22 protein-coding genes and 1 pseudogene are annotated in these 22,317 nt (G+C 73.2%); 14 read left to right on the forward strand and 9 right to left on the reverse strand.

Features of this window, described 5'->3' with window-relative positions; all coding sequences use genetic code 11:
* From ABD54_RS00905 to ABD54_RS00930, 6 genes and pseudogenes are all read left to right on the forward strand, one after another.
* Positions 1 to 214, forward strand: a pseudogene (locus ABD54_RS00905) (4-hydroxybenzoate polyprenyltransferase); the annotation flags it as partial.
* Complete coding sequence (locus ABD54_RS00910) at positions 211 to 1,065, forward strand: sugar phosphate isomerase/epimerase (protein WP_047867511.1); 855 nt, start codon at positions 211 to 213, stop codon at positions 1,063 to 1,065. The pseudogene ABD54_RS00905 and the gene ABD54_RS00910, both read left to right, overlap by 4 nt.
* Positions 1,062 to 1,739: an EboA domain-containing protein gene (locus ABD54_RS00915; RefSeq protein ID WP_053063493.1), complete on the forward strand. Its 678-nt coding sequence runs from the start codon at positions 1,062 to 1,064 to the stop codon at positions 1,737 to 1,739. The genes ABD54_RS00910 and ABD54_RS00915 overlap by 4 nt, the downstream gene beginning before the upstream one ends.
* Positions 1,739 to 2,614: a TatD family hydrolase gene (locus ABD54_RS00920; protein WP_047867512.1), complete on the forward strand. Its 876-nt coding sequence runs from the start codon at positions 1,739 to 1,741 to the stop codon at positions 2,612 to 2,614. Before ABD54_RS00915 ends, ABD54_RS00920 begins: the two co-directional genes overlap by 1 nt.
* Entirely contained in the window at positions 2,611 to 3,777 is a 1,167-nt protein-coding gene (gene eboE, locus ABD54_RS00925; RefSeq protein ID WP_047867513.1) for a metabolite traffic protein EboE, read from the forward strand. Before ABD54_RS00920 ends, eboE begins: the two co-directional genes overlap by 4 nt.
* A 27-nt stretch (positions 3,778 to 3,804) precedes the next feature.
* Complete coding sequence (locus ABD54_RS00930) at positions 3,805 to 5,208, forward strand: alkaline phosphatase family protein (protein WP_047867514.1); 1,404 nt, start codon at positions 3,805 to 3,807, stop codon at positions 5,206 to 5,208.
* A gap of 228 nt (positions 5,209 to 5,436) precedes the next feature.
* On the opposite strand, the gene ABD54_RS00935 is transcribed toward ABD54_RS00930, so the two are convergent.
* From ABD54_RS00935 to ABD54_RS00950, 4 genes are all read right to left on the reverse strand, one after another.
* Entirely contained in the window at positions 5,437 to 6,087 is a 651-nt protein-coding gene (locus tag ABD54_RS00935; protein WP_047867515.1) for a class II aldolase/adducin family protein, read from the reverse strand.
* Positions 6,084 to 7,334, reverse strand: coding sequence for a 3-oxo-tetronate kinase (otnK, locus tag ABD54_RS00940; RefSeq protein WP_047867516.1), 1,251 nt, complete (start codon positions 7,332 to 7,334; stop codon positions 6,084 to 6,086). Before otnK ends, ABD54_RS00935 begins: the two co-directional genes overlap by 4 nt.
* A gap of 112 nt (positions 7,335 to 7,446) precedes the next feature.
* Positions 7,447 to 8,853, reverse strand: a complete 1,407-nt coding sequence (locus ABD54_RS00945) for a GntP family permease (RefSeq protein WP_047867517.1) — start codon at positions 8,851 to 8,853, stop codon at positions 7,447 to 7,449.
* Positions 8,854 to 8,871: 18 nt separating this feature from the next.
* On the reverse strand, positions 8,872 to 10,242 hold the full coding sequence (locus ABD54_RS00950) for a homoserine dehydrogenase (protein ID WP_047867518.1): 1,371 nt from the start codon (positions 10,240 to 10,242) through the stop codon (positions 8,872 to 8,874).
* A gap of 165 nt (positions 10,243 to 10,407) precedes the next feature.
* Here ABD54_RS00950 and ABD54_RS00955 point away from each other — a divergent pair, with 165 nt between their 5' ends.
* The 3 genes from ABD54_RS00955 to ABD54_RS00965 all read left to right on the forward strand — a co-directional run bounded on the left by ABD54_RS00955 (position 10,408) and on the right by ABD54_RS00965 (position 13,362).
* Positions 10,408 to 11,214, forward strand: coding sequence for a DeoR/GlpR family DNA-binding transcription regulator (locus ABD54_RS00955; RefSeq protein WP_013153364.1), 807 nt, complete (start codon positions 10,408 to 10,410; stop codon positions 11,212 to 11,214).
* Positions 11,215 to 11,500: 286 nt separating this feature from the next.
* Complete coding sequence (locus ABD54_RS00960) at positions 11,501 to 12,238, forward strand: sugar phosphate isomerase/epimerase (protein ID WP_235431916.1); 738 nt, start codon at positions 11,501 to 11,503, stop codon at positions 12,236 to 12,238.
* Positions 12,235 to 13,362 (forward strand): Gfo/Idh/MocA family protein, encoded by a 1,128-nt coding sequence (locus tag ABD54_RS00965; RefSeq protein ID WP_047867520.1) that lies wholly within the window; start codon positions 12,235 to 12,237, stop codon positions 13,360 to 13,362. The genes ABD54_RS00960 and ABD54_RS00965 overlap by 4 nt, the downstream gene beginning before the upstream one ends.
* Positions 13,363 to 13,415: 53 nt before the next feature.
* Here ABD54_RS00965 and ABD54_RS00970 read toward each other — a convergent pair whose 3' ends face one another.
* Both ABD54_RS00970 and ABD54_RS00975 read right to left on the reverse strand, forming a co-directional pair.
* On the reverse strand, positions 13,416 to 14,108 hold the full coding sequence (locus tag ABD54_RS00970) for a TetR/AcrR family transcriptional regulator (protein ID WP_235431917.1): 693 nt from the start codon (positions 14,106 to 14,108) through the stop codon (positions 13,416 to 13,418).
* A gap of 157 nt (positions 14,109 to 14,265) precedes the next feature.
* Positions 14,266 to 14,796, reverse strand: coding sequence for a hypothetical protein (locus tag ABD54_RS00975; protein WP_047867522.1), 531 nt, complete (start codon positions 14,794 to 14,796; stop codon positions 14,266 to 14,268).
* Positions 14,797 to 15,654: 858 nt separating this feature from the next.
* Between ABD54_RS00975 and rpsR the strand changes: the two genes are divergently transcribed.
* Positions 15,655 to 15,912, forward strand: coding sequence for a 30S ribosomal protein S18 (gene rpsR, locus ABD54_RS00980; RefSeq protein WP_047867583.1), 258 nt, complete (start codon positions 15,655 to 15,657; stop codon positions 15,910 to 15,912).
* Positions 15,913 to 15,957: 45 nt separating this feature from the next.
* Here the strand turns inward: rpsR and ABD54_RS00985 are convergent, their stop codons facing one another.
* Positions 15,958 to 16,269: a hypothetical protein gene (locus ABD54_RS00985; RefSeq protein WP_047867523.1), complete on the reverse strand. Its 312-nt coding sequence runs from the start codon at positions 16,267 to 16,269 to the stop codon at positions 15,958 to 15,960.
* 270 nt (positions 16,270 to 16,539) lie between these two features.
* Here ABD54_RS00985 and ABD54_RS00990 point away from each other — a divergent pair, with 270 nt between their 5' ends.
* The gene (locus tag ABD54_RS00990) at positions 16,540 to 17,280 is read left to right on the forward strand and encodes a class I SAM-dependent methyltransferase (protein ID WP_047867524.1); all 741 of its coding nucleotides are present in this window, start codon (positions 16,540 to 16,542) and stop codon (positions 17,278 to 17,280) included.
* 24 nt (positions 17,281 to 17,304) lie between these two features.
* Here the strand turns inward: ABD54_RS00990 and ABD54_RS00995 are convergent, their stop codons facing one another.
* A complete protein-coding gene (locus ABD54_RS00995) occupies positions 17,305 to 18,354 on the reverse strand; it encodes a LacI family DNA-binding transcriptional regulator (protein WP_082166612.1) in 1,050 nt (349 codons plus the stop codon).
* A 148-nt stretch (positions 18,355 to 18,502) separates the two neighbouring features.
* Here ABD54_RS00995 and ABD54_RS01000 point away from each other — a divergent pair, with 148 nt between their 5' ends.
* From ABD54_RS01000 to ABD54_RS01010, 3 genes are read left to right on the forward strand one after another with little or no spacing between them, the layout of a single operon-like run.
* Complete coding sequence (locus ABD54_RS01000) at positions 18,503 to 19,777, forward strand: ABC transporter substrate-binding protein (protein ID WP_047867526.1); 1,275 nt, start codon at positions 18,503 to 18,505, stop codon at positions 19,775 to 19,777.
* Positions 19,774 to 20,796: a carbohydrate ABC transporter permease gene (locus ABD54_RS01005; RefSeq protein ID WP_047867527.1), complete on the forward strand. Its 1,023-nt coding sequence runs from the start codon at positions 19,774 to 19,776 to the stop codon at positions 20,794 to 20,796. The genes ABD54_RS01000 and ABD54_RS01005 overlap by 4 nt, the downstream gene beginning before the upstream one ends.
* Entirely contained in the window at positions 20,793 to 21,692 is a 900-nt protein-coding gene (locus tag ABD54_RS01010; RefSeq protein ID WP_047867528.1) for a carbohydrate ABC transporter permease, read from the forward strand. Before ABD54_RS01005 ends, ABD54_RS01010 begins: the two co-directional genes overlap by 4 nt.
* Positions 21,693 to 21,813: 121 nt before the next feature.
* Here the strand turns inward: ABD54_RS01010 and ABD54_RS01015 are convergent, their stop codons facing one another.
* Entirely contained in the window at positions 21,814 to 22,287 is a 474-nt protein-coding gene (locus ABD54_RS01015) for a gas vesicle protein K (protein WP_047867529.1), read from the reverse strand.
* Positions 22,288 to 22,317: the final 30 nt, after the last annotated feature.

Here is a 22,317-nt window from a genome sequence, read left to right on the forward strand (position 1 = left end):
GGTCTTCGCGCTGGGGGTGGGGTCCGCGCAGGCCAGGGCGCTGGTCGAACCCGGGGCGCACCACGCGCGCGCGGCGACCGGGGCGGGCATCCGGGGGATGGTCCCGCTCCAGGCGGCCCTGCTGGCCGGGTACGGCGCGCCGGACGTGGCGTGCGCGCTCGCCGTCGGCGCGCCCGTGGCGGCGCGGGCGTCCAAGGCGGTGTCGTTCACTTGAGGTTCGGATACGGCACCAACGGCTTCTGGGACCACCGGCTGGACGACGCGCTAGCCGTAATCGCCGACCTCGGCTACGAGGGGGTGGGGCTGACCCTTGACCACCCGCACCTGGACCCCTTCGCTCCGGACGCCTTCGCGCGCACCGCCCGCATCGGTCGGCGGCTGTCCGAACTGGGGCTGGCGGTGGTCGTGGAGACCGGCGCCCGCTACCTGATGGACCCGCGCCGCAAGCACGAGCCCACCCTGGTCTCCGACGAGGGCGCCGAACTGCGGGTGGACCTGCTGCGCCGCGCGGTGCGCGTCGCCGACGGCCTGGGGGCAGAGGCCGTCTCCTTCTGGTCGGGCGTCCTACCGGCGGGGGTGAGCCGGGCGCAGGGCTGGTCGCGGTTGACCTCGGGTGTGGAGCGGGTCCTGGCCACCGCCGACGACCTGGGCGTGGACTGCGCGTTCGAGCCCGAGCCCGGCATGTTCGCCGAACGGGTGGCCGACGCGCTGGAGCTGCGCGAGCGGCTAGGCGGTCCGCCGCGGCTGCGGGTGACGGTGGACGTCGGGCACGGCGTGTGCAACGAGCCGGACGGCCCCGAGGGCGCGGTCCGGCGGGCCGGGGCCCTGATCGCCAACGTCCAACTGGACGACATGCTGCCGGGCGTGCACGAGCACCTGGAGTTCGGTGAGGGCGAGATCGACCTGCCCGGGGTCCTGGGCGCACTGGAGGAGGTCGGCTACCGGGGCCTGGCGTCGGTGGAGCTGCCCCGGCACGGGCACGCCGCCCCCCTGGTGGCCGAGCGGTCGATCCGCGCGCTCAGGCGGGCGCTTGCCGACTCGCGTGAGCGGAGGGCGGAGGGGTGAGCGGGGAGTACGCCTTCCTGGACACGGACGCGGCGCGCGGTGCGCTGGCCGCCCGGGTCGGGCAGGTGCGCGAGCGGCCCGCGCGGATCGCCGTGCTCTTCCCCGCGGTGGCCAGGAGCGTGGCGCGCGGGGCCGGTCCGTCGGGCGACCCCGACGGGGTGGCCGGGCCGACCCTGGAGGACATGGCGCGGGTGGAGCTGCTGTCCGCGCTGGCCGGGGCCCTGGACCCACCGGAGCTGGCCCGCGAGGTCCGCGACCTGTACCACCACGGTGACGCGGGAGAGCGGCGCGCCGTCCTGCGCGGCCTGGACGCGCTCGACGCGCTCGGCGACGGCCGGGAGGAGGTGGCCGACGCGGCGCGCGAGCTGCTGGCCGACGCGATGCGCGCCAACGACACCCGGCTGCTCGCGGCGGCGTCCGCCAGCGCGGCTACGGCCCTGCTCGACGCCGACTCCTGGCGCCAGGGAATCCTCAAGTGCCTGTTCACCGGGGTGCCGCTGGGGTCGGCGGCCGGGCTGCCCGACCGCGCCGACGAGGAGCTGGCGCGCATGTGCGCCGACCACGCCGAGGAACGGGTCCTGGCGGGGCGGCCGGTACCCGACGACGTCCACCTGGTGCTGCGGCACTTCCCCGGGCGGGCCGCCCGCCTGGACACCCACCGAACGGAGGCGTGATGCGTATCTTCGACCCGCACATCCACATGACCTCGCGCACCACCGACGACTACGAGGCGATGTACGCCGCCGGGGTGCGTGCGGTGGTCGAGCCTTCGTTCTGGCTGGGCCAGCCCCGGACCGGCGTGGGTTCGTTCCGCGACTACTTCGACGGCCTCGTGGGCTGGGAGCGGTTCCGGGCCGAGCGGTTCGGGATCCGCCACCACTGCACGATCGCGCTCAACCCGAAGGAGGCCAACGACCCCCGCCTGTCGGGGGTGCTGGACCTGCTCCCCCGCTACCTGGCCAAGGACGGCGTGGTGGCGGTCGGCGAGGTGGGCTTCGACTCCGGCACCGCTGAGGAGGAGAGGGCCTTCCGCCACCAGCTGGAGCTGGCCGGGGAGTTCGGGCTGCCCGTCCTGGTGCACACCCCGCACCGGGACAAGGCGGCCGGGACCCGCCGCACCCTCCGACTGGTCGCCGAGTCGGGGATCGCTCCCGAGCGGGTGCTCGTGGACCACCTCAACGAGGCGACCGTGGCCATGGTGCACGAGTCGGGTTGCACGCTGGGCTTCTCCATCTACCCCGACACCAAGATGAGCCCGGAGCGCATGGTGCGCGTCCTGTCGGAGTGGGGCGCGGAGCGGATGGTGGTCAACTCGGCCGCCGACTGGGGCCGCAGCGACCCGCTCGCCACGCTGCGCACCGGCGAGGCCATGCTCGCCGCGGGCTTCACCGACCGCGACGTCGAACGCGTGCTGTGGGACAACCCCGTGGAGTTCTACGGCCGCAGCGGACGCCTGCTGCTGGACGACGTGCACGGGGCCGACCGCACCGCGACCTACTCGGGGAACTCGGTGCTGCGCGGCGAGCGCGCGGGCGGAGGTGCCGCGTGAGGCTGCGCCACCCCGACGGAACGGTCGTCCACCTGGCCTACTGCACCAACGTGCACCCCGCCGAGGACCTGGACGGCGTCCTGCGCCAGATCCGCGTCCACGGCGGCGGGGTGCGAGAGGCCCTGGGCGCGGACCGGCTCGGCCTGGGCCTGTGGCTGCCCGCCCCGCTGGCCCGGGAGCTGGCGGCGGACCCGCACCTGACCGACCGGCTGCGCGCGGAGCTGGAGGCCGCCGGGCTGGAGACGGTGACCCTCAACGCCTTCCCCTACAGCGGGTTCCACGCGCCCGTGGTCAAACGGGCCGTGTACCTCCCCGACTGGACCGACCGGGCCCGGCTGGACTACACGGTGGACTGCGCCCGGGTGCTGGCCCGGCTGCTGCCCGACGACGCCGCGCGCGGCAGCGTCTCCACCCTTCCCCTGGCCTGGCGCGAACCGTGGGACCCCGGCCGCCTGTCCGCAGCCCGCGCGCACCTGGCCGAACTCTCCGACGCCCTGGAGGACCTGGCACGGCGGGGACGCCCGGTGCGGGTGGGGCTGGAGCCCGAACCGGGGTGCGTCGTCGAGACCACCCGGGACGCGGCCCGCCTGCTCGGGGGCCCGCCGCCGCACCTGGGAGTGTGCCTGGACACCTGCCACCTGGCGACGGCCTTCGAGGAGCCGGGAGCGGCCCTGGAACGGCTCTCCGGCGCGGGCCTGCCCGTGGTCAAGACCCAGGCGTCGGCGGCAGTGGAGGTCCCCGACCCCGCCGACCCGGCCGCGCGCGAGGCCCTCGCCGCCTTCGCCGAGGACCGCTTCCTGCACCAGACGCGCGTGCACGGCCGGGACGGGGCGCGGCAGGGCCGCGACGACTTGGACGAGGCGCTGGGCGGCGCCGACCCCCTGCCCGGCGGCGCGCCCTGGCGCACCCACTTCCACGTGCCCCTGCACGCGCCCGCCACCGGCCCGCTGCGCGGGACCAACGGGCACCTCACCGACACCCTGGGGCTCCTTCTGGGGCCCGGCGGCGCGCGCACCGACCACGTGGAAGTGGAGACCTACACCTGGTCGGTGCTGCCGAGGGAGCGGCGCCCGGCCGACGGGAAGGGACTCGCCGAGGGCATAGCCGCCGAGGTGGCCTGGACCCGCGACCGGCTGACCGACCTGGGCCTGACCCCGCTCTGAGACCCCGCGAACCGAAGGGACACCCCCATGCCGACGGAGGAACCGCGCCTGCTCGTGGTCGACGCGGTCGGGCTCACGCCCCGGCTGCTGCGGCACGCGCCCCGGCTGCGCGCCGTGGCCGAGAAGGGCTGGCAGGCACCGCTGGAGACCGTCCTGCCCGCCGTGACCTGCACCGTCCAGTCCACGTTCCTGACCGGCCGGACCCCCGCCGGGCACGGCGCCGTCGGCAACGGCTGGTACTTCCGGGACCTGGGCGAGGTGTACCTGTGGCGCCAGCACAACCGCCTGGTCCGGGGAGAGAAGGTGTGGGAGACCGCCCGGCGGCACCGACCGGGTTTTCGCACCGCGAACGTGTGCTGGTGGTACGCCATGGGCGCCACCACCGACTGGACCGTGACGCCGAGGCCGGTCTACCACGCCGACGGGCGCAAGTCCCCCGACTGCTACACCCGCCCGCCCGACCTCCACGACGAGCTGACCTCGGAGCTGGGGCCCTTCCCGCTCTTCCAGTACTGGGGGCCGACCGCGTCGCTGCGCTCCACCGAGTGGATCGTGGCCGCGACCCGCAGGCTGATGCCGAGGGCCGACCTGACCCTGTGCTACGTCCCCCACCTGGACTACGACCTGCAACGGTACGGGCCCGGCTCCGAGCAGGCACGCCGGGCGGTGGCCGACATGGACGCGGCCCTGGCTCCCCTGCTGGACGACGCCGAGCGCTCGGGCACCGCCGTGATGGTCCTGAGCGAGTACGGCATCACCCCCGCCGACAGGCCCGTGCACGTCAACCGGGTGCTGCGCGAGGCCGGACTGCTGGAGGTGTACACCCAGCACGGGATGGAGTACCTGGACCCGTGGGAGTCGCGCGCCTTCGCGGTGGCCGACCACCAGTGCGCGCACGTCTACGTCCGCGAACCCGGCGACGTGCCCGGGGTCGCCCGCCTCCTGGCGGGCGTGGAGGGGGTGGACCTGGTCCTGGACCGCGACGGGCAGGCGGAGCACGGGCTGGACCACGAGCGCTCCGGCGAGCTGGTCCTCGTCGCCGATCCGGGCGCCTGGTTCACCTACTACTACTGGCTGCGCGACGCGGCGGCGCCGGACTTCGCGCGGGGCGTGGACATCCACCGCAAGCCGGGCTACGACCCCGCCGAACTCTTCCTGGATCCCGCCGACCGTCTGGTCAGAGCCCGCGCGGCGGCCAACCTCGCCCGCAAGAAGGCGGGCCTGCGCTACGCCATGAACGTGGTCCCGCTCGATCCGGGCTGCGTGCGCGGCACCCACGGGCGCGCGCACTCCGACCCCGACGACGGCCCCCTGGTGCTGTGCTCCGACCCCGGCTCCGCCCGGCAGCGCGTCGCGGCCACCGAGGTCCGCGACCTCATACTCGGTCTCGCCGGTGTGCCGGCGCCGGCGGGGCCGTCCCCTTCCCCCTGACTCGGTCACCGCAGGGGAGCGATGGACCGCCCCCTCCACCGGGGTCTTGCGCCTGTGGCGGGGTCCGGCGCTCCGGACTCGCTGTAGGCACAGGGTCACCGCAGGCCAAGGCCCTCACGTCGCACAGGCAACGGTTTCGGTCGGTGCCATATGCGGTGCTCCTGGGACTTTCCCGCCCGCCCCACCGTCGCGTACGGGGCGGGCGGGGAGGTCACCCCCGACGCGGAGTCACAGGTCCCATTCGGTGCCGTAGCGCCCGGTCAGCTCGCGCACGTCCTCGGGCGAGAGCACGGAGAACTCGCTCCCCCGCAGCGACACGACGATGCGCGAGGCCTCCTCCAGCTCGACGGCGCCGTCCAGGGCGGCCGCCGGACCGGCGGCGGCCACGATCGAACCGTGGTTGGCCAGCAGGGCCGCGCGGAACCGCCCAGGCAGGCGGGAGAGGTTGTCGGCGAGCCGGTCGCTGCCCGGCGCCGCGTAGGGCACCAGGGGCGCCTGGCCGACCCGCATGACCAGATAGGGCGTGACGGGCGGCAGCGCGGAGGCCTCCGACCAGGCGGGCAGGCACGAGGCCGCGCAGGCGTGCGGCGAGTGCAGGTGGACGACGGCGCCCGCGTCCGCGACCCGCCGGTACATCGCCTGGTGGAGCGGGAACTCCTTGGAGGGGGGCGGACCGGCGACGTGCTCGCCCTCCCCGTCCAGGACGGACAGTCCCTCGGGGTCGAGGTCGCGCAGTGAGACCCCCGTGGGGCTCATCAGGGTCAGTTCCCCGGCCCGCGCGGACACGTTGCCCGAGGCGCCCGGACTGAGCCCCAGTTCGACGGCGCGGCGTCCGACCGCGCACAGCTCCCGGGCCGCCTCGCGCGCTTCGCGGTTCACTTGTCCCCCTCCCAGGCTCGGACGAACAGGTCCTCACGACCGAAGTTGCCGGACTTGAGCATGAGCTGGACGTCCTCGCCGTCGCTGTTTCCGAGCGTCCACGCGACGCCCGGGTCGATCTCGGGCCCCAGCGCCAGCGACGCCACTCCCAGGCGCCGCACGACGGCTCCGCTGGTCTCCCCGCCCGCTACCAGGAGCGCGCGCGCTCCCGAGGTGACCAGGCGTGCGGCGATCTCGGCCAGCGCCTCCTCGATGAGCGGCGCGTCGGCGGTGTCCACGACGTGTTCGGGTGCGGCGGTCGCGTACACAACGAACGGGGACTCGCCGCCCTCCAGTGCGCGTTCCACGGCAAGCGACACCGTCGCCCCGAAGTCCCGGCGCAGGTCGGACGGGAGCAGGTGGTGTCCCCCGCCGTGGGCGAGGGCGTGGCGCACCTGGCCCTGGGTCGCACGCGAGGCGCTGCCCGAGAGCACGACGCGCGGCCCCGGGGGCGGGGTGAGCGGCAGGCGGCCGGTCCCGTGGGGGCCGGTGAGCCCCTGGGCCAGGGCGCTGCCGCCGGTCAGCAGGCGCAGGTCCCGCGTCGCGTCGGCGAGCGTGCGCAGGTCGGCGTCGGTCAGGGCGTCCACGACCACGAACCGGGCCCCCTCCGCGCTGGCCGACGCGATGGCGCCGCGCACAGCGTCGGCCCCTCGGGCCACCACCGGCCAGGGCACCAGCGCGACGTCGTCCGCGCCGCCGCTGACCTGGGGGGCGAGCAGGCGCGGAAGGCTGGAGTCGGTCATGGGCGTGAGCGGGTGGTGGCGCATCGGGGACTCGTCGAGGGGGTCGTCTCCCACGAAGAGGTGGCCTCGGTAGACGGTGCGCCCGTTGGCGGGGAAGGCGGGTGCGACGACCGTGACGTCCTCGCCGAGGGCGTCGAGGACCGCCTCCGCGACCGGGCCGATGTTGCCGTCCGGGGTGGAGTCGAAGGTGGAGCAGTACTTGAGGTAGAACCGCTCGCACCCCGCGCTCCGCAGCCGGGCGAGGGCGTCCAGCGAGGCCGCGACCGCCGCGTCGGCGGGTGTGGTGCGCGACTTCAGGGCCACGACGACGGCGTCGGCCCCCTCCGCCGCGGCGGCGACGGGGTCGGCGCCGCCGGGGTCCCGCGTGTCCAGGACGACCGTGGTCCGGTGGCCGGACGCGGTGAGGGCGATCGCGACGTCGGTCGCTCCGGTGAGGTCGTCGGCGATCACGCCGAGGGTCGCCATGTGAGGTACTCCCTGTGGTCGGGGCTGATCGGTCGGGCGGAGGGGTTCCGACGCGCCGTGCGGCCCTGTGGCCGGGCGCGCCGGAACCCCTCTGTGGAACGGGCGGGCCGGATCAGACGACGCCGGTCGCGATCATGACGTTGAGCACGAGGAACCCGGTGACGCCCGAGAGGAACGAGGCGACACCGATCGACCGGATGCCCTGGCCCACCGTCATGTTGGACAGCGTGGTGGTGACCCAGAACCCGGACGAGTTGGCGTGCTTCATGATCTGGGCGCCGGTGGCGCAGGCCAGGTACACCACGATCGGCGCCAGGCCGAGGTCGTCCATCAGGGGCTGCATGATGGCCGCCGAGGTCATCACGCCCAGGATGTTGGAGCCGGTGATCGTGCAGACCGCCGCGCCGACGAGGAAGGGGATGACGACCGGTGACATGCCGGTGCCCTCGATGCCCGCGGCGACGTTCTCGGCCACGCCGGTCTCCCGGATGATGGTGGCCAGCGCTCCGCCGACGCCGGTGAGGGCCAGGGGCATCGCGGCGATGCGCAGGCCCGCCTCGAACAGGTCGTTGAGGGTGGCCTTGTCCTTCCAGCGCCCGCGGAACAGCGGCAGGGCCAGCAGGCAGGCGAGGAAGAGCGCCACCGTCGGCTCGCCGACGAACAGGACGGCCTCGGTGAACCAGGCCCCCTCCGGGAGCACCGGACCGGCCGTGGAGGCGACGATGATGAGGACGATGGGGGCCAGGATCGGCACCAGGGAGCCGAGCAGGCCCACGTTGGCGGGGGCCGCGGCGCCGTCGGAGGCGGTCTTGGGGCCGGTGCCCTCGGAGTCCCCCGGGGCGCCGGCGGAGGGGGCGCCCGGGCCGCCCGCGCCCGCCAGGTGTTCGACGAACTCCGGCTTGGGCGGCACGTAGGTCTTGATGAAGGACAGGTAGACCGTCGCGGCGATGACGCCGGGGACGCCCACCATCAGGCCGTAGAGGATGGCCTCGCCCATGCTGACTCCGAGCAGCGAGGCCGACGCGAGCGGGCCGGGGCCGGGCGGGACGACCGAGGTCATGATGTAGGCGCCGAGGTAGAGGATCGGGCCGAGCTTCATCATCGACATGCCCGTGCGGTATGCCAGGGCGGAGACGATCGGGATGAGCATGACGACCGCGGTGTCGGCGATGAGGGGGATGCCCAGCACGGTCGAGGCCAGGGCGATCGCCCAGGGCACCCTCTTCTCCGCGAACATGTTCAGGGCGGTCTCGGTGATCTTGGTGGCCGCGCCGCTCAGTTCGAGCATCCTGCCGAGGACGCAGCCGAAGATGACCAGAAGGCCGACGCTGGCGAGCGTGCCGCCGAAGCCCTCGGTGACGAGTTCGATGGTCTCGGTGCCGCCCATGCCCAGGACCAGGCCGAGCGCCACGACCACCATGAACAGCGTGGCCACGGGGTGGACCTTGAAGCGTGCGATGAGCAGTACGAGTACCGCGATGGCGGTGAGGAACGCCAACAGAGTGTAGATGTCCGACATGTCAGTGGGTCCGATCGTTCACAGGTGCGTGCGGGCGTGGCGCCAGGCGTCCAGGAGGGGGGCGCTGGCGTCGGCCAGGTCGTCCAGGCGCACCAGTGCGCCCGCCGCGACGTCGCGGCCCAGGGTGGCGTGGGCCGCCAGGTAGAGCGGTGCGACGTCGTCAGGGGCGTCGGCGGTGTCCAGCAGGACGGGGGCCACCCCCTGGACGTCGTGGTGGTGTCCGCCCATGTCCAGCCTGGTCCCGGCGGTGAGGTCGCGCCGGGCGCGCCCGGCCAGGACCGCGTGCGGGGCGGGGCGCCGGGGGGTCACCGCGCGGCGGCGGTCCACGGCGTCCAGCAGGCTCAGCGGGGTCTCCACGCCCATGAGGTGGTAGGGCAGGTACAGGCAGGCGTAGCGCCCCGAGCGCGAGACCACGTGGCCCTTCTGCGCGAGCAGTGCCCAGGAGACGGGGTCTCCGGTGCGGACGACGGCGAAGACCCCTCCGGCGAAGGAGGCCTCCTCGGGCAGGCGGAGCACGCTGAAGACGTCCACGGCACCGGACCGGGAGAGGATTCCGCCGTCCTCGGCGAGGGAGTAGACGTCGGCGAGTTCGGCGACGCGCGCGACGGGGTAGTGCAGCGCCTCGGTGTCGGGCACCAGGCCCGTGTGGTTGGCCACGACCCCCATCTCGCAGTAGTCGGCGGCGGCCGAGCGCGACAGGCCCGCCACCGCGCGGGCGCGGGCGGCGAGCGTGGCGGGCACGTTCTCGCCCAGGGTGAGCAGAGCGGCCAGGCCGGGTGCGTCGACCTCCTGGTCGAGCTGGCGCACGCGGCCGGTGTCCGGGTCGAAGACCAGGTCGTACTCGCCCGACTTGCCGATCGCGACGACGTCCAGGCCCAGCAGGCGGGTCCGCTCGTACCACTCGATGAGGTTGGCGGGCTGGTCGCCGATGCCGGGGGTGTAGACCACGCCCCGTTCCCGGGCGAGGTCGGCCAGTGCGATCCCGGAAACGGAGTCGACCTCCTTGGAGACCATGACCACGTGGCGTCCGGCCGCGATGGCGGTCCGCGCGGCCCGGGTGCCCGCCTCGGGGCTGCCGGTGGCCTCGACGAGCACGTCGTAGCCGGCGTGTTCGAGGAGGCCGGCGTCGGCGATCACCGCGATGCGCCCGTCGGCCAGCGCGGCCACCTCGTCCGCGCTGGAGCACACCGTCAGCGCGTCGGCGGGGTAGCCGAGCTCGGCGCACAGCGCGATCGTCCCCTCGGTGTCCAGGTCGCACAGGACCGAGGGCCGCAGCCGTTCCATCCGCGGGGTCTGGGCGAGCAGGGTGCGCGCGAAACCGCCGCGGGCTCCGGTGAGCGCGTAGCGCACGGGCGGTGGCGGCGCCGTGGTGGCGTCGGTGGCTTGCATGGGTTCTCCTTCTTCCGGCCCCGCGGGGGCACGTGTGTGCCAAGCCGCTACGGCAACACGCCATGTTTAACACCAGCGGAACATTAGAGTCAATAATTATCACGACTGGTACCATCTGAGAACACTCGTTACCATGATGCCCATGAGTGGAACCGAGGGAGAGCGATGATTCCGGCGCAACGGCGTGAGCTGCTCGTGCGTGAGCTGCGCGGTACGGGCGTGCTGAGCGTGAAGGAGCTGTGCGAGATCCTCGACGTCTCGCACATGACGGTGCGCCGCGACATCATGACGCTGGAGGAGGAGGGGCGGGTCCGCTCGGTGCCCGGCGGCGTCGAACTGGTCTCGCAGGTGCGCTCGGAGCCCTCCTACCGCGACAAGTCGCGGGTGGACGTGGCCGAGAAGCGGGCGATGGCCCGTGCTGCGGCGGCCCTGGTCGGCGAGGGGCAGACCGTCTACCTGGACGCGGGCACGACGCTGGGGCACCTGGTGCCGTCGCTGTGGAGCGTCACCGGCCTCACCGTCATCACCAACGACATCACCACCGCCGCCTCCCTCACCGACCACCCCGACGTGACCCTCTTCCTCATCGGCGGGCAGATCGACCGCGAGAACCGCTCCTCGGTCGGCGACATCGCGGCCGCCACCATCGAGGAGTTCAACATCGACGTCGCCTTCGTCTCGACGAGTTCGTGGGACCTGAGCCGGGGTACCACCACGCCCTCGCGCGCGAAGGTCGCGGTCAAGCGCGCGGCCATGGCGGCGGCCTCGACGTCGGTGCTGGTCGCCGGGGCCGACAAGTACGGGGCCTTCGGCACGTTCAAGGTCGCCGCGCTCACGAGCTTCGCCTCGGTGATCACCGACGACCGCCTCTCCGAGTCCTCCGTGCGCGCGATCCGGGAGCTGGGCGTGGGCCTGGAGGTCGTCACACCCCAGCGGGAGGCCGACGAGGAGGCGGAGGCCCCCACCGCCTGACCCCCGCTCCGCCGGGGATCCCCCGCGGACCAGTCGCGCGCGTGCGCACGGCCGGACGGCACCCCCTCCGCCGGGGCGCCGCCCGGCCCCTCGGCGTGCCCTCCCGGTCCTGCCGTGCGCTGGGGCGCGCCCGCCCGGACCGTGCGCCCGGGCCGTGCGCACGGAAAAACCCTGGACAAAAATCTTCCAATGTAAGAATCTGGGTGGGCGGTCCCGCCCCGCACCCTCGGGGGCGTGCCGCGATGCGAGCGACAGGGCGATGCCCGAGCCAACGAAGGAGCCCCCCGTGCCGACAACATCCGTGCAGCTGTACTCGGTCCGCGACGAACTCGCCGACGGCTTGGAGAGCGCCGTCGCACGCCTGGCCGAGATCGGGTTCGCCCACGTGGAGCCGTACGCGTTCCACCTGGACACCGGGGAGTACCGGCGCGTGTTCGCCGCGACGGGCGTCACCGCGCCCTCCGGCCACGCCCCCGTGATCGACTCCCAGACCCCCGAGGCGGTCTTCGACGCGGCCGCCGAACTGGGCATCGCGACGGTCATCGACCCGCTGGTCCCGGCCGAGCGGTGGCAGACCGCCGACCAGGTGGCCGGACTCGCCGAGCGCGTGAACCGGCTGGCGGAGCTGGCCGCCGAACGGGGCCTGGATTTCGGCTACCACAACCACGCCTGGGAGCTGAGCTCCCGCATCGGCGACAGGCACGCGCTGGAGGTGTTCGTGGAGCACCTCGAGCCGAGGGTCGTGCTGGAGGTGGACACCTACTGGGCGGGGGTCGGCGGCGCCGACGCAGCCGCGCTGCTGCGGGCGTTCGGCGACCGGGTGCGGTTGATCCACGTCAAGGACGGCACCCTGGACGGCGACGTGACACGTCAGCGGCCGGCGGGCGAGGGCGAAGTCGACGTCCGCGCGGTCCTGGAGGCCGCGCCGAGGGCGATCCGCGTGGTCGAGTTCGACGCCTACGCGGGCGACGTGTTCGACGGCATCGCGCGGTCGATGGCCTGGCTCGGGGAGAACGACCGATGACGCGCACCGGGAGCGGGGCCGCCGGGGTCGGTGTCATCGGCGCGGGCAACATCTCGACCCAGTACCTGGAGAACCTGACCCGCTTCCCCGACGTCGAGGTCCGCTTCGTCGCGGACCTGGACCTGGCGCGCGCCGCCGCGCAGGCCGACGCGTACGGCGTCCCGGCGTCCGGGAGCGTGGCGGAGCTGCTGGAGCGCGAGGACGTCGAGGTCGTGGTCAACCTGACCGTCCCGGCCGTGCACACCGAGGTCGGGCACCAGATCCTCGACGCGGGCAAGCACGTGTGGAGCGAGAAGCCCATCGCCCTGGACCACGACGCGGCCGCCGCGCTGCTGGCCAGAGCCGGGGAGGCGGGGCTGCGGGTCGCATGCGCGCCGGACACGGTGCTGGGGGCGGGGACGCAGACCGCGCTGCGCGCGATCGCCCGCGGCGACATCGGGGAGCCGCTGACCGCGACCACGATGTTCCACGTGCCCGGGCCCGAGTCCTGGCACCCGGACCCGGACTTCCTCTTCGCCCACGGGGCGGGGCCCCTGTTCGACATGGGCCCTTACTACGTCACCGCGCTCGTGCACGTCTTCGGCGCCGCGACCCGGGTGCAGGCGGTGGCCTCCACCGGCCGCGCGACCCGCACGATCGCGAGCGGTCCCCGCGCGGGCCAGGTGTTCGAGGTGCAGGTGCCGACGCACCACGCCGCGCTGGTGGAGTTCGGACCGGGCCGCTCCGCCCAGTCCACGTTCTCGTTCCAGCACGCGCTGCACAGGGCGGGAATGGTGGAGGTCAACGGTACCGAGGGCACGATCGTCCTGCCCGACCCCAACACGTTCGGCGGGGACACGACCCTGTGGCGCTACGACCGGGAAGAGCCGGTCACCATGCCCGCCGAGGGACCCGTGTACGGTCGCGGGGCCGGGGTCGTCGACCTGGTCCGCGCGGTACGCGCGGGAGGGACCGAACGCGCGTCGGGGGCCGTGGCCTCGCACGTGCTCGACGTGCTGCTGGGCATCCGCGACGCGGCGGCCGGCGGAACGCCGGTGGAGATCACCTCCGCGGTGGAGCCGGTGGCTCCCCTACCCCGGGGGTGGGACCCGGCCAGCCCGACGCTGCGGGCGGCGGGCGCCTGACGCGGAAACCTCGGGCGTCGTCGCCGCGGGCCGGCGACGGCGCCCGGGCGCGTTCACGGGGTCTGGGCCGACGGGGCTCCCCTGCCGCTCTCGTCGGCTCCGGTTCCGTCGGCTCCGGCCTCGGCTCCCCCTCCCCCGCCGGGCAGCAGCCGTTCCAGGACCTGGAGCGAGCGGTAGACGTCCACCTCCCCCGGGTCGAGCAGCCACTGCAACTGCAACCCGTCGGACGCGGCGATCACCAGGGCCGCCGCATCGTCGGGGTCGATGTCGGCCGCGATCTCACCGGAGCGCTGACCGGCGCGGACGCGCTCGGCGAGGTCGGCGCGCAGCGCCCGGAACCGGGCCCGGACGAACTCCCGCGTCGCAGGGTGCCGCTGCTCCTGCAACGCGTCCGTGGTCAGCGTCGCGTACAGCTCGACCAGGCCGGGGATGGAGCGGTTGCGTTCGGCGCTGCGCTCCATCACCGCGACCGCCGAGACGGTGTCAGGATTCGAGGGCTCGCGCCCCGCCGCCTCGTGTTCGCGGTAGACCTCCACCAGGAGCTCGTCGCGGGAGGCGAAGTAGTAGCGCAGCGCCGCGTGGGACACCCCGATGGCATCGCCGATCGCCCTCAGGGACGCCCCCACCCCGTGCTCGGCGAACACCTCGATCGCACGCGACAGGATCTGCGACCGCCTCTTCTCGGCCTTCCGGTACGTCCGGCCGGAACCACCCGCACCATCCACACCACCAGCGCCACCGTTCACCACGCCCTCCTTAGACCCGGACCGCACGGTCGGCCGCCGCTGACGCGCGGCGGGACCGGTGCGGTTCTCTCCCTCGTGGATGCCTACCAGTGTGTCGGCATCGGCGCCGGGGCCCGCCCGTGCCCGGCTACGGGAGCCGGTGGGGATCACCGCCGGTTCAGGGGAGGGCGGACGCCATGCCCAGGATCAACAGCGGAGGCGCGAGCAGCGCCGCGACGCGGACGACGGCTCCCGCGGCGAAGGAGAAGGCGACCGCCAGGCAGGCCCGGTGGACGAGGTAGCCGAACAGGCCGATGAACAGGGAGAAGGCGATGGTCAAGGCGTCGGGGCCTTCGGTGATCATCATGGACGCGGGGAAGACGGCGTAGAGCAGGGCCGCGACCGCGGAGGGAGCGGCTTTCGTGGCTCTGAGCGTGGGAGCCCCGCGGTCGGGTGCGTGCCCGTGCTCGCACGCGCGCCCGTGCTCGGACTCGCGCCTGCGGCCGGACGCGCGCCCGCGCTCCAGGAGGAAAGCGATCAGGCCGGGGAGCGTGGTGACCGTGAGCAGGACGGCGTAGGCAGTCGTGAGCACGGCGAGGAAGAACCCGGAGGTGACGCCTTCCGCGATCGAGAAGGGCGCCAAGAGGATCAGGAAGGCGTGGATGCCGCCGCCGGAGGCGACCCTGAACGCCGCTTCGGGAGCGGTCACCGCGTGTGCGGGCCCGGAGGCCGGTTCGGGGTTCGGGTGCGAAGGCCCGAACGTGCTACGGACCGAGTACGGCAGGGGGTGCGCGTCCTCAGGGGGTTTCGACCGCGGAGCCATACCGACATCCCACCACGCCGGAATCCGCCGTCGTCTCCGGCCCCCGCGGTGGGGTCCGGGCTCGCTGGGAGGGTTCCCCCGGGCGGCTCGGAGTCGGGCGCGAGAGGAGACCCGACACCTCCTGACCCGCCGACGCGGCGGCGCCCCGCCCGGGAGGAGGCGGATACGACCCCGTTCAGAGGCCCTCGACGCGGGCGAGGAAGCGCAGCAGCCCAGCGTTGAAGGCACCCGGCAGCTCCAGTTCGGCCGGGGTGGTCTCGCGGTCGGTGCCGCGCATCGCGCGCAGTGTCCCGACCGAGCGCACGCCGCGCCGCCACAGGGGCGTGCCGTGGCCGGTGGCGGGGATGCCTTCGGCGAAGACCCGGTATCCGGCGTCCGAGAGCGCGGGGACCTGGTGGCGCCGGGAAGTCGCGGGGGCCTTGAACCCGGCAAGAAGGACGACCGGGCGCCCCGGGAGTCACCGTGTTCGGTGTACTCGACGCCAAGCCCGTCGTCCGCGGTGGTCAGCGTCATCGCCCTCCCCGAAATCCGGGGCCGTGCTCGCACACGCCCCCGGGGAGGGGCTCCGAAGCCCGGGAGCTCGTCCGCTCCGCCCGCGGAGCGTGTAGGATTTTGGGAACGATAATCGTTTTCAGGCACCACGGGCGGCGGCGGGGAGGAGGGGGAGGACGCTTGCCGACGGCCCGGCAGAGAGGCGCGCACGGCCCGTGCGCCCTCGGGAACGCGAATCTCAGAAAGGTGAACATGCCCTCTTCAGCAGACCGTCCGGGCAAGCGCAAGCCCACGCGGAGTTTCGCCAATCCACTGGGAGACATGGACTACATCGACTACAAGGACACCACTCTTCTGCGCAAGTTCATCTCCGAGAAGGGGAAGATCCGCAGCCGCAGGGTCACGCGGGTGACCGCACGCCAGCAGCGGCTGATCGCGGCGGCGGTCAAGAACGCGCGCGAGACGGCCCTGCTGCCCTACCCGTCCAACACGCCGACGCACAGGTCCTGAGGACCCGTCGGCCCGCCCGGGGAGCCCCCGGACGGGCCGGCGCGGTCAGGAGCGGTCGGGAGCGTGCTCGTCCCAGTGGCCTTCGTGCTCGCGGTGCAGGTGGCCGTCGTGGACGTAGTCCACGTGGTCCTCGTGCGGCACGGCCACGTGCCCGCACCCGTGACCGTGCTCGTGCGCGTGCCCCTCGTGGACGGAATGCCCCTCAGCGGAGCACTCGTCCCAGTGACCGCCGTGCTCATGGTGCAGGTGGCCGTCGTGGACGTAGTCCACGTGGTCCTCGTGCGGCACGGCCACGTGCCCGCACCCGTGACCGTGCTCGTGCGCGTGCCCCTCGTGGACGGAATGCCGTGTGGCCATCTCTCCCCCTCGAAAACGACCAGCGGAAAAAGCGGGAACACATCCAGGACTATTCGATCAGCGATCGCGCATCAAGCGCCGCCGGGGCGGTGCACGGAGAATTTATCCGCCTCCCATGGGGATTTCACACCGGACCCCGGAGAAATGATTGTGCTTTTCATTTCCTCCGTGGCGGGGGCCGCCCCCTGCCGTACGGCTCCGACGACGGGGACCGCTGGAGTGCGGAAATGATTATCATTACCTTTATCCGACACGGCGAGGAGGCACGCCATGCCTGAGTACGACGACCCCTACGCCCGCTCCGGGCAGTACCTGGACCCGATGATCGCCGGGTGGTGGGAGCACCACCGGGCGGTCCTGACCGAGGCACTGGCCTCCCTGCCCGGGGACTGCGGCCCCGTCGTGGACGCGGGTGCGGGCGGCGGCCACGGAACCCGGCTCATCGCCGCGGCCCTGCCCACGGCCCGCGTCCTGGCCGTGGAGCCCTCACTCCTGCTGCGGGCCGTGCTGCTCTCCCGGATCGCCGACGACCCCGGCCTGCGCGGAAGGGTGACCGTGGACGGCGACGACCTGCTCTCGGCCCACCTGCCCGACCGGATCGGCGGCATGGTGATGGCCAACCTCATCGGCCACTTCAGCCCCCACGAGCGCGACCGCCTGTGGGAGGACCTGGCCCCGAGGCTGGCCCCGGGGGCCTTCGTACTGCTCAACCTCGCCGCCCCGCTGCGGCCCGAACGCGTGGAGCGGGCGCGGATGAGCCAGGTCCGCGTCGGCGCCCGCTCCTACGTCGGCTGGGCCGCCGCCGAGCCCAGCGGACCCGAACGGGTCGAGTGGCACATGACCTACGAGGTCCATGAGGGGGACCGGGTCCTGACCCGCGACGAGGTCCGCTACGACTGGTGGACGCTCACCGAGGACGCGCTGCGCGCCGAGACCGAGCCCCACCGCCTGCGGGTCCTGCCCCACGGCCCCGCCGAGGCCGGACTGTACAGAGTCCTCCCGGAGGACTGACTGAGGCCCCGCCGACCGCCCGCCTCAGGAGGCGGCCGGCGGGGCGCTGCTGCGTCTGACCACCAGGTCGGTGGCCAGGTCCAGGCGCAGGTTGGCGGGGGTGCCGCCGCGCGCCAGGGTGAGCGCCATCCGGGTCGCCTCCTCGGCCATCTCGGTGAGCGGCTGGCGCACGGTGGTCAGCGGCGGCCCCATCCAGCGGGCCACCGGCAGGTCGTCGTAGCCGACCACGCTCAGGTCCTCGGGGATGCGCACGCCCAGCTCGCGGGCGGCCTCGTACAGGCCCATGGCCTGGAGGTCGTTGCCCGCGAAGACGGCCGTGGGCGGGTCGTCCAGCCGGAGCAGCTCGCGGCCCCGGTCGCGGCCGCTCTCCACGTGGAAGTCGCCGTAGCGCACGAGCGCGGGTTCGGCCGTCAGCCCGGCCGAGTCCAGCGCGGAGGCGTAGCCGTCGATGCGGGCCCTGCTGCACAGCACGTGCCGTGGCCCGCCGATGACGCCGATGCGCCGGTGGCCGAGCTCGATGAGGTGGCGGGTGGCGACCAGGCCGCCGTTCCAGTTGGCCGAGCCCACCGAGGGCATGTCCGGCCCCGGGTCCCCCGCCGGGTCCACCACGACGAAGGGGATGCCGCGCGCGGTCAGGCGGGTGCGCTGCTCGGGCGCCAAGTCGGAGAAGACCAGGATGACGGCGGTGGACTGGCGGGCGAGCACGGCGTCGACCCAGTCGTCGCGGGGGGTCTGGGCGCCCCCGGACTCGGTCAGCACGACGCTGAGCCCCTCCGAGCGCGCCACGCTCTCCACGCCCCGGATGACCTCGACCGCCCAGGCGCTGTCGAGTTCGTGGAAGACCAGGTCGACCATGGACGAACGGCCTCCGCCCGGGCCCCGGCGTCGCCGGTAGCCGTGGCGGCGGATCAGCTCCTCCACGCGTGCGCGGGTGTCGCTGGCCACGTCGGCGCGTCCGTTCAGCACCTTCGAGACCGTAGGCACCGATACGCCTGCGGCTTCCGCAATTTTCGAGATGGTGACCGGCTCCGAAAGGGTGGTCCGGGCGGGATCGGGGGTCGAGTCTGCACTCACGACGCCTGATCCTACGCGGTCATGGCAACTCCGCGCGGCCGCGGGTGACCCAGCTCTCATCCTCCTATTGACGCTCGGGGTGACGCCGCGTACATTCGGGCGCAAATATTTCGAAATACTTACCGATAGTTTCGAAAGAGGAGTGGCCATGAGAACCCCCCGCCTGGGCTCCGCCGCCGGAGCGACGGCGCTCTGCCTGCTCGCCGTCACCGCCTGTTCCGGTGGCGGCGGCGGAGACGACCGCATGCACGTGTGGATGTACCAGGACACCCTGGTGGTGGTGCAGGAGGGCGCCGTCGAGAGGTTCAACGGGGCCTCCGAGACCGAGGCGGTCATCGACGAGGTTCCCGGGGACAGCTACGAGGAGCGCCTGCGCACGGCGATGGGCTCCAGCGAGAAGCCCGACGTGTTCTTCAACTGGGGCGGCGGCAGCATCGAGCCCTACGTCGAGCAGGACATGCTCATACCCCTGGACGACATGCTCGCCGAGAACCCCGAGTTCGCCGACTCCTTCATCCCCTCCATCCTGGAGGCGGGCAAGGTCGACGGCGTGCAGTACGGCATCCCCCTGCGCGGCACCCAGCCGGTCATCCTCTTCTACAACGAGACGGTGTTCGAGGAGGCCGGAGCGGAGCCCCCCGAGACCTGGCAGGACATCCTGGACCTGGTCGACACCTTCACCGAGGAGGGCGTCACCCCCTTCGCCCTGGCCGGGGCCGACCCCTGGACCGAGCAGATGTGGCTCCAGTACCTCGTGGACCGCATCGGCGGGCCGGAGGTGTTCGCGCGCATCGTGGAGGGCGACTCCGAGGGCTGGCGCGATCCCGCCGTGCTGGAGGCCGCCCGCATGGTCCGGGAACTGGTGGACCAGGGCGCGTTCGGCAACTCCTACGCCTCGGTCAGCTACACCGAGGGGGCGGCCTCCGCACTGCTGTCCGAGGGCCGGGCCGCCATGCACCTGATGGGTTCGTGGGAGTACTCCACCATCCTGGACCAGAACGAGGAGTTCGCGACGAACGACCTGGGGTACGTGGCCTTCCCGCCGATCGAGGGCGGCGAGGGCGACCCCGCCAACGTGGTCGGCAACCCGACCAACTACTTCTCGGTCTCCGCAGAGACCGAGTACACGGACCAGGCGATGGATTTCCTGACGTACATGTCCCAGGAGGAGTACGTCGCCGACATGGTGGAGAACGGCGAGGTGCCCACCACCACCAACGCCGAGGAGGCCGTCGCCGACAGCCCCAGCCCGGACTTCGCCACCTACCAGTACGAGATGGTGCGCGACGCGCCGCACTTCCAGCTCTCGTGGGACCAGGCGCTGCCCCCGGAGGTGGCCACGCCGATGGTCACAGAGATCGAGTCGCTGTTCAACGGTGAGAGCACGCCCGAGCAGTTCGTCGACGCGCTGGCAGCCCTGTGACCGGCCGCACCGACAGCCAGGCGACCGGTGCCACCATGACCGGCGCCCCGGCGGCCGGGGGCGCCGGGGCGGGCGGTTCCGCCTCCCCCGGACCCCGGCCCGGCCTCCCGCGCGGCGGAGCCGCCGCGCGGGGCGCCGCCCCCCGCACGGGGCGGCCCGGCCCGCTGTGGGCGGTACCCGGCCTGCTGTACTTCGGGCTCTTCGCCGCCCTGCCGATGGTGCTGGTGGCCTACCTGTCCCTGACCTCCTGGGGCGGGCTGGGCTCGCCCCGCTTCATCGGCCTGGAGAACTGGTCGCGCCTGGCGGGCGACCCGCTGATGCACAACGCCGTGTGGCTGAGCGTGCTGCTGACCGCGCTCTCCTGGATCGTCCAGACCCCCATCAGCCTGCTCCTGGGTGTCTGGGCCGCCGGTCGACAGCGCAACCGCGCGGTGCTCTCCGCCGTCTTCTTCCTGCCGCTGCTGTTGTCCTCGGCGGCGATCGCCCTCGTCTGGCGGGCCCTGCTCGACCCCAACTTCGGCCCGCTGGCCTGGCTGGGGCCCCGCCTGGGGCTGTCGTCGGTGGACGTGCTGGGCGGTTCCGACAGCGCGTTCCTGGTCATCGTGTTCGTGAGCGCCTGGCAGTTCATCCCGCTGCACATGCTGCTCTACCAGGGCGGCGCACGGCAGATCCCGGCCACCCTGTACCAGGCGGCCGAGATCGACGGGGCGGGAAGGCTGCGGGCGTTCCTGTACATCACGCTGCCCCAGCTCAGGCACACCATCACCACGTCGTCGGTGCTGATGGTGGTCGGGGCGCTGACCTACTTCGACACCGTACTCATCATGACCGGGGGCGGGCCCGGAACCAACACCACGATCGTCCCGTACCTGATGTACCAGGCCGGTTTCCAGAGCTGGGAGCTGGGCTACGCAAGCGCCGTCGCGTTCACCCTGGTGGTGACGGCGACGCTGATCGCGCTGCTCCTGGTCCGCTTCACCGGTTTCGGCGACATGCGCAGCACCCGGGAGGGAATTTGACCGCCAGTACGGCCGAGAGGCCCGCCGCACGGCGGCTCCCCAGCGGCGGCCGCCCCGCCCTCCCGCGCCGACGGCCGGGCCGCCGGCGACCCAACCTCCTGGCCGGGCTGGGCGCCCTGGTGTGGCTGGCCGTCGTGGGGGTGCCGCTGTACGCGCTGTTCGTGGCCACGGTGCAGCGCTCAGAGAACTACACCTCCGCCGGGCCGCTCACCCCGCCCACGGACCCGACCCTGGACAACTACGTCAAGGCGGTCGAGAACGGGGTGCTGGGCTTCGTGCTCAACACCGCGATCGTCACCGTCGCGGTGGTGGCGATCGTGCTGGTGCTCGCCTCCATGACCGGGTTCGCAGTGGTGCGCTCGCGCACCCGGTGGACCACGGGGGTGTTCCGGATGTTCCTGCTGGGGCTGGCGATCCCGTCCCAGGCGGTGATCATCCCGGTGTACCTGATCATCATCGAACTGGGGCTGTACGACACCCTGACCGCGATCGTGCTGCCCACGGCGGCGTTCGCACTGCCGGTGTGCGTGCTGATCCTGGTGGGGTCGATGCGCGACATCTCCGAGGAACTGTACGAGGCCATGGCCCTGGACGGTGCGGGCCCGGTGCGCACCTTCCTCCAGCTGGTGGTGCCGATGTCGCGGTCGGGGCTGAGCACCATCGGCGTGTACGCCGCGCTCCAGGCCTGGAACGGGTTCCTGTTCCCGCTGATCCTCACCCAGTCGTCGGACAACCGGCTGATCACCATGGGCCTGTTCGAGTTCCAGGGCGAGTACCGCGTGGACGTGCCCGGCATGCTGGCCGCGGTCGTGCTGGCGACCCTGCCGCTCTTCCTCGTCTACCTCTTCGCGCGCCGCTCCCTGGTGCGCGGCATGATGGGGGTCGGTGGAAAGTAGCCCCGGGCCGCTCCGCTCCCGCCCGGCGGCCGAGGCCGCGCGTGGCCCGGACGACCTCTGCGCCGGTGCCCGTCCTCTGTCAGGAGCCTCCCCCTGAGACGGGCACCGGGCGCACGTCCGCCTACTCCCCGTTCCGGGGCAGCAGGGACCCCAGCGGGCCCAGATCCAGGTTCAGGTCGGCGGCGGAGAGCCCGTAGCGCTCGCGCAGCTCAGTCATGCGCTCCTCCAAGAGCATCAGCGTCATGCCGATGCGCTCCTCCTGGTCCTCGGTGAGGTCGCCCTGGTCCACGCGCCGCAGGGCTTGGCGCTCCATGAGCTGGCGCACCAGCTCCACCACGGTGAGCACCAGCTTGATCAGGTCGCGCTCGACCGTGTCGGGCTCGGTCTCGATCCGGTGGCGCAGTCCCTGCGTCTCGGACTCCGGAGCCCCCTGGCCGGACCGGTCCGGGGCCGCCGTCCCGTCCAAGGCGTCCTGGAGGCGTCCCAGAACGTCGTTCCCGCCTCCCGGAACCGTGTCGGCGTCGGCCACGCGCACGGACGCGGGCCCATCGGGGCCCCGCGCCGCGCGGATCGGGTCCCCGTTCACGTCTGCCATACCGCCTCCTTCCCCCTCCCTCCGGGGCCG

Source organism: Nocardiopsis sp. RV163 (assembly GCF_001029525.1).
GTDB lineage: Bacteria > Actinomycetota > Actinomycetes > Streptosporangiales > Streptosporangiaceae > Nocardiopsis > Nocardiopsis dassonvillei.

Bases quoted from the DNA above. Each gene is read 5' to 3' on its own strand.
- ABD54_RS00920 (WP_047867512.1), top strand. From the start codon at position 1,739: ATGCGTATCTTCGACCCGCACATCCACATGACCTCGCGCACCACCGAC.
- ABD54_RS00930 (WP_047867514.1), top strand. From the start codon at position 3,805: ATGCCGACGGAGGAACCGCGCCTGCTCGTGGTCGACGCGGTCGGGCTC.
- otnK (WP_047867516.1), bottom strand. From the start codon at position 7,334: ATGGCGACCCTCGGCGTGATCGCCGACGACCTCACCGGAGCGACCGAC.
- ABD54_RS00945 (WP_047867517.1), bottom strand. From the start codon at position 8,853: ATGTCGGACATCTACACTCTGTTGGCGTTCCTCACCGCCATCGCGGTA.
- ABD54_RS00950 (WP_047867518.1), bottom strand. From the start codon at position 10,242: ATGCAAGCCACCGACGCCACCACGGCGCCGCCACCGCCCGTGCGCTAC.
- ABD54_RS00955 (WP_013153364.1), top strand. From the start codon at position 10,408: ATGATTCCGGCGCAACGGCGTGAGCTGCTCGTGCGTGAGCTGCGCGGT.
- ABD54_RS00965 (WP_047867520.1), top strand. From the start codon at position 12,235: ATGACGCGCACCGGGAGCGGGGCCGCCGGGGTCGGTGTCATCGGCGCG.
- rpsR (WP_047867583.1), top strand. From the start codon at position 15,655: ATGCCCTCTTCAGCAGACCGTCCGGGCAAGCGCAAGCCCACGCGGAGT.
- ABD54_RS00985 (WP_047867523.1), bottom strand. From the start codon at position 16,269: ATGGCCACACGGCATTCCGTCCACGAGGGGCACGCGCACGAGCACGGT.
- ABD54_RS00990 (WP_047867524.1), top strand. From the start codon at position 16,540: ATGCCTGAGTACGACGACCCCTACGCCCGCTCCGGGCAGTACCTGGAC.
- ABD54_RS01000 (WP_047867526.1), top strand. From the start codon at position 18,503: ATGAGAACCCCCCGCCTGGGCTCCGCCGCCGGAGCGACGGCGCTCTGC.
- ABD54_RS01015 (WP_047867529.1), bottom strand. From the start codon at position 22,287: ATGGCAGACGTGAACGGGGACCCGATCCGCGCGGCGCGGGGCCCCGAT.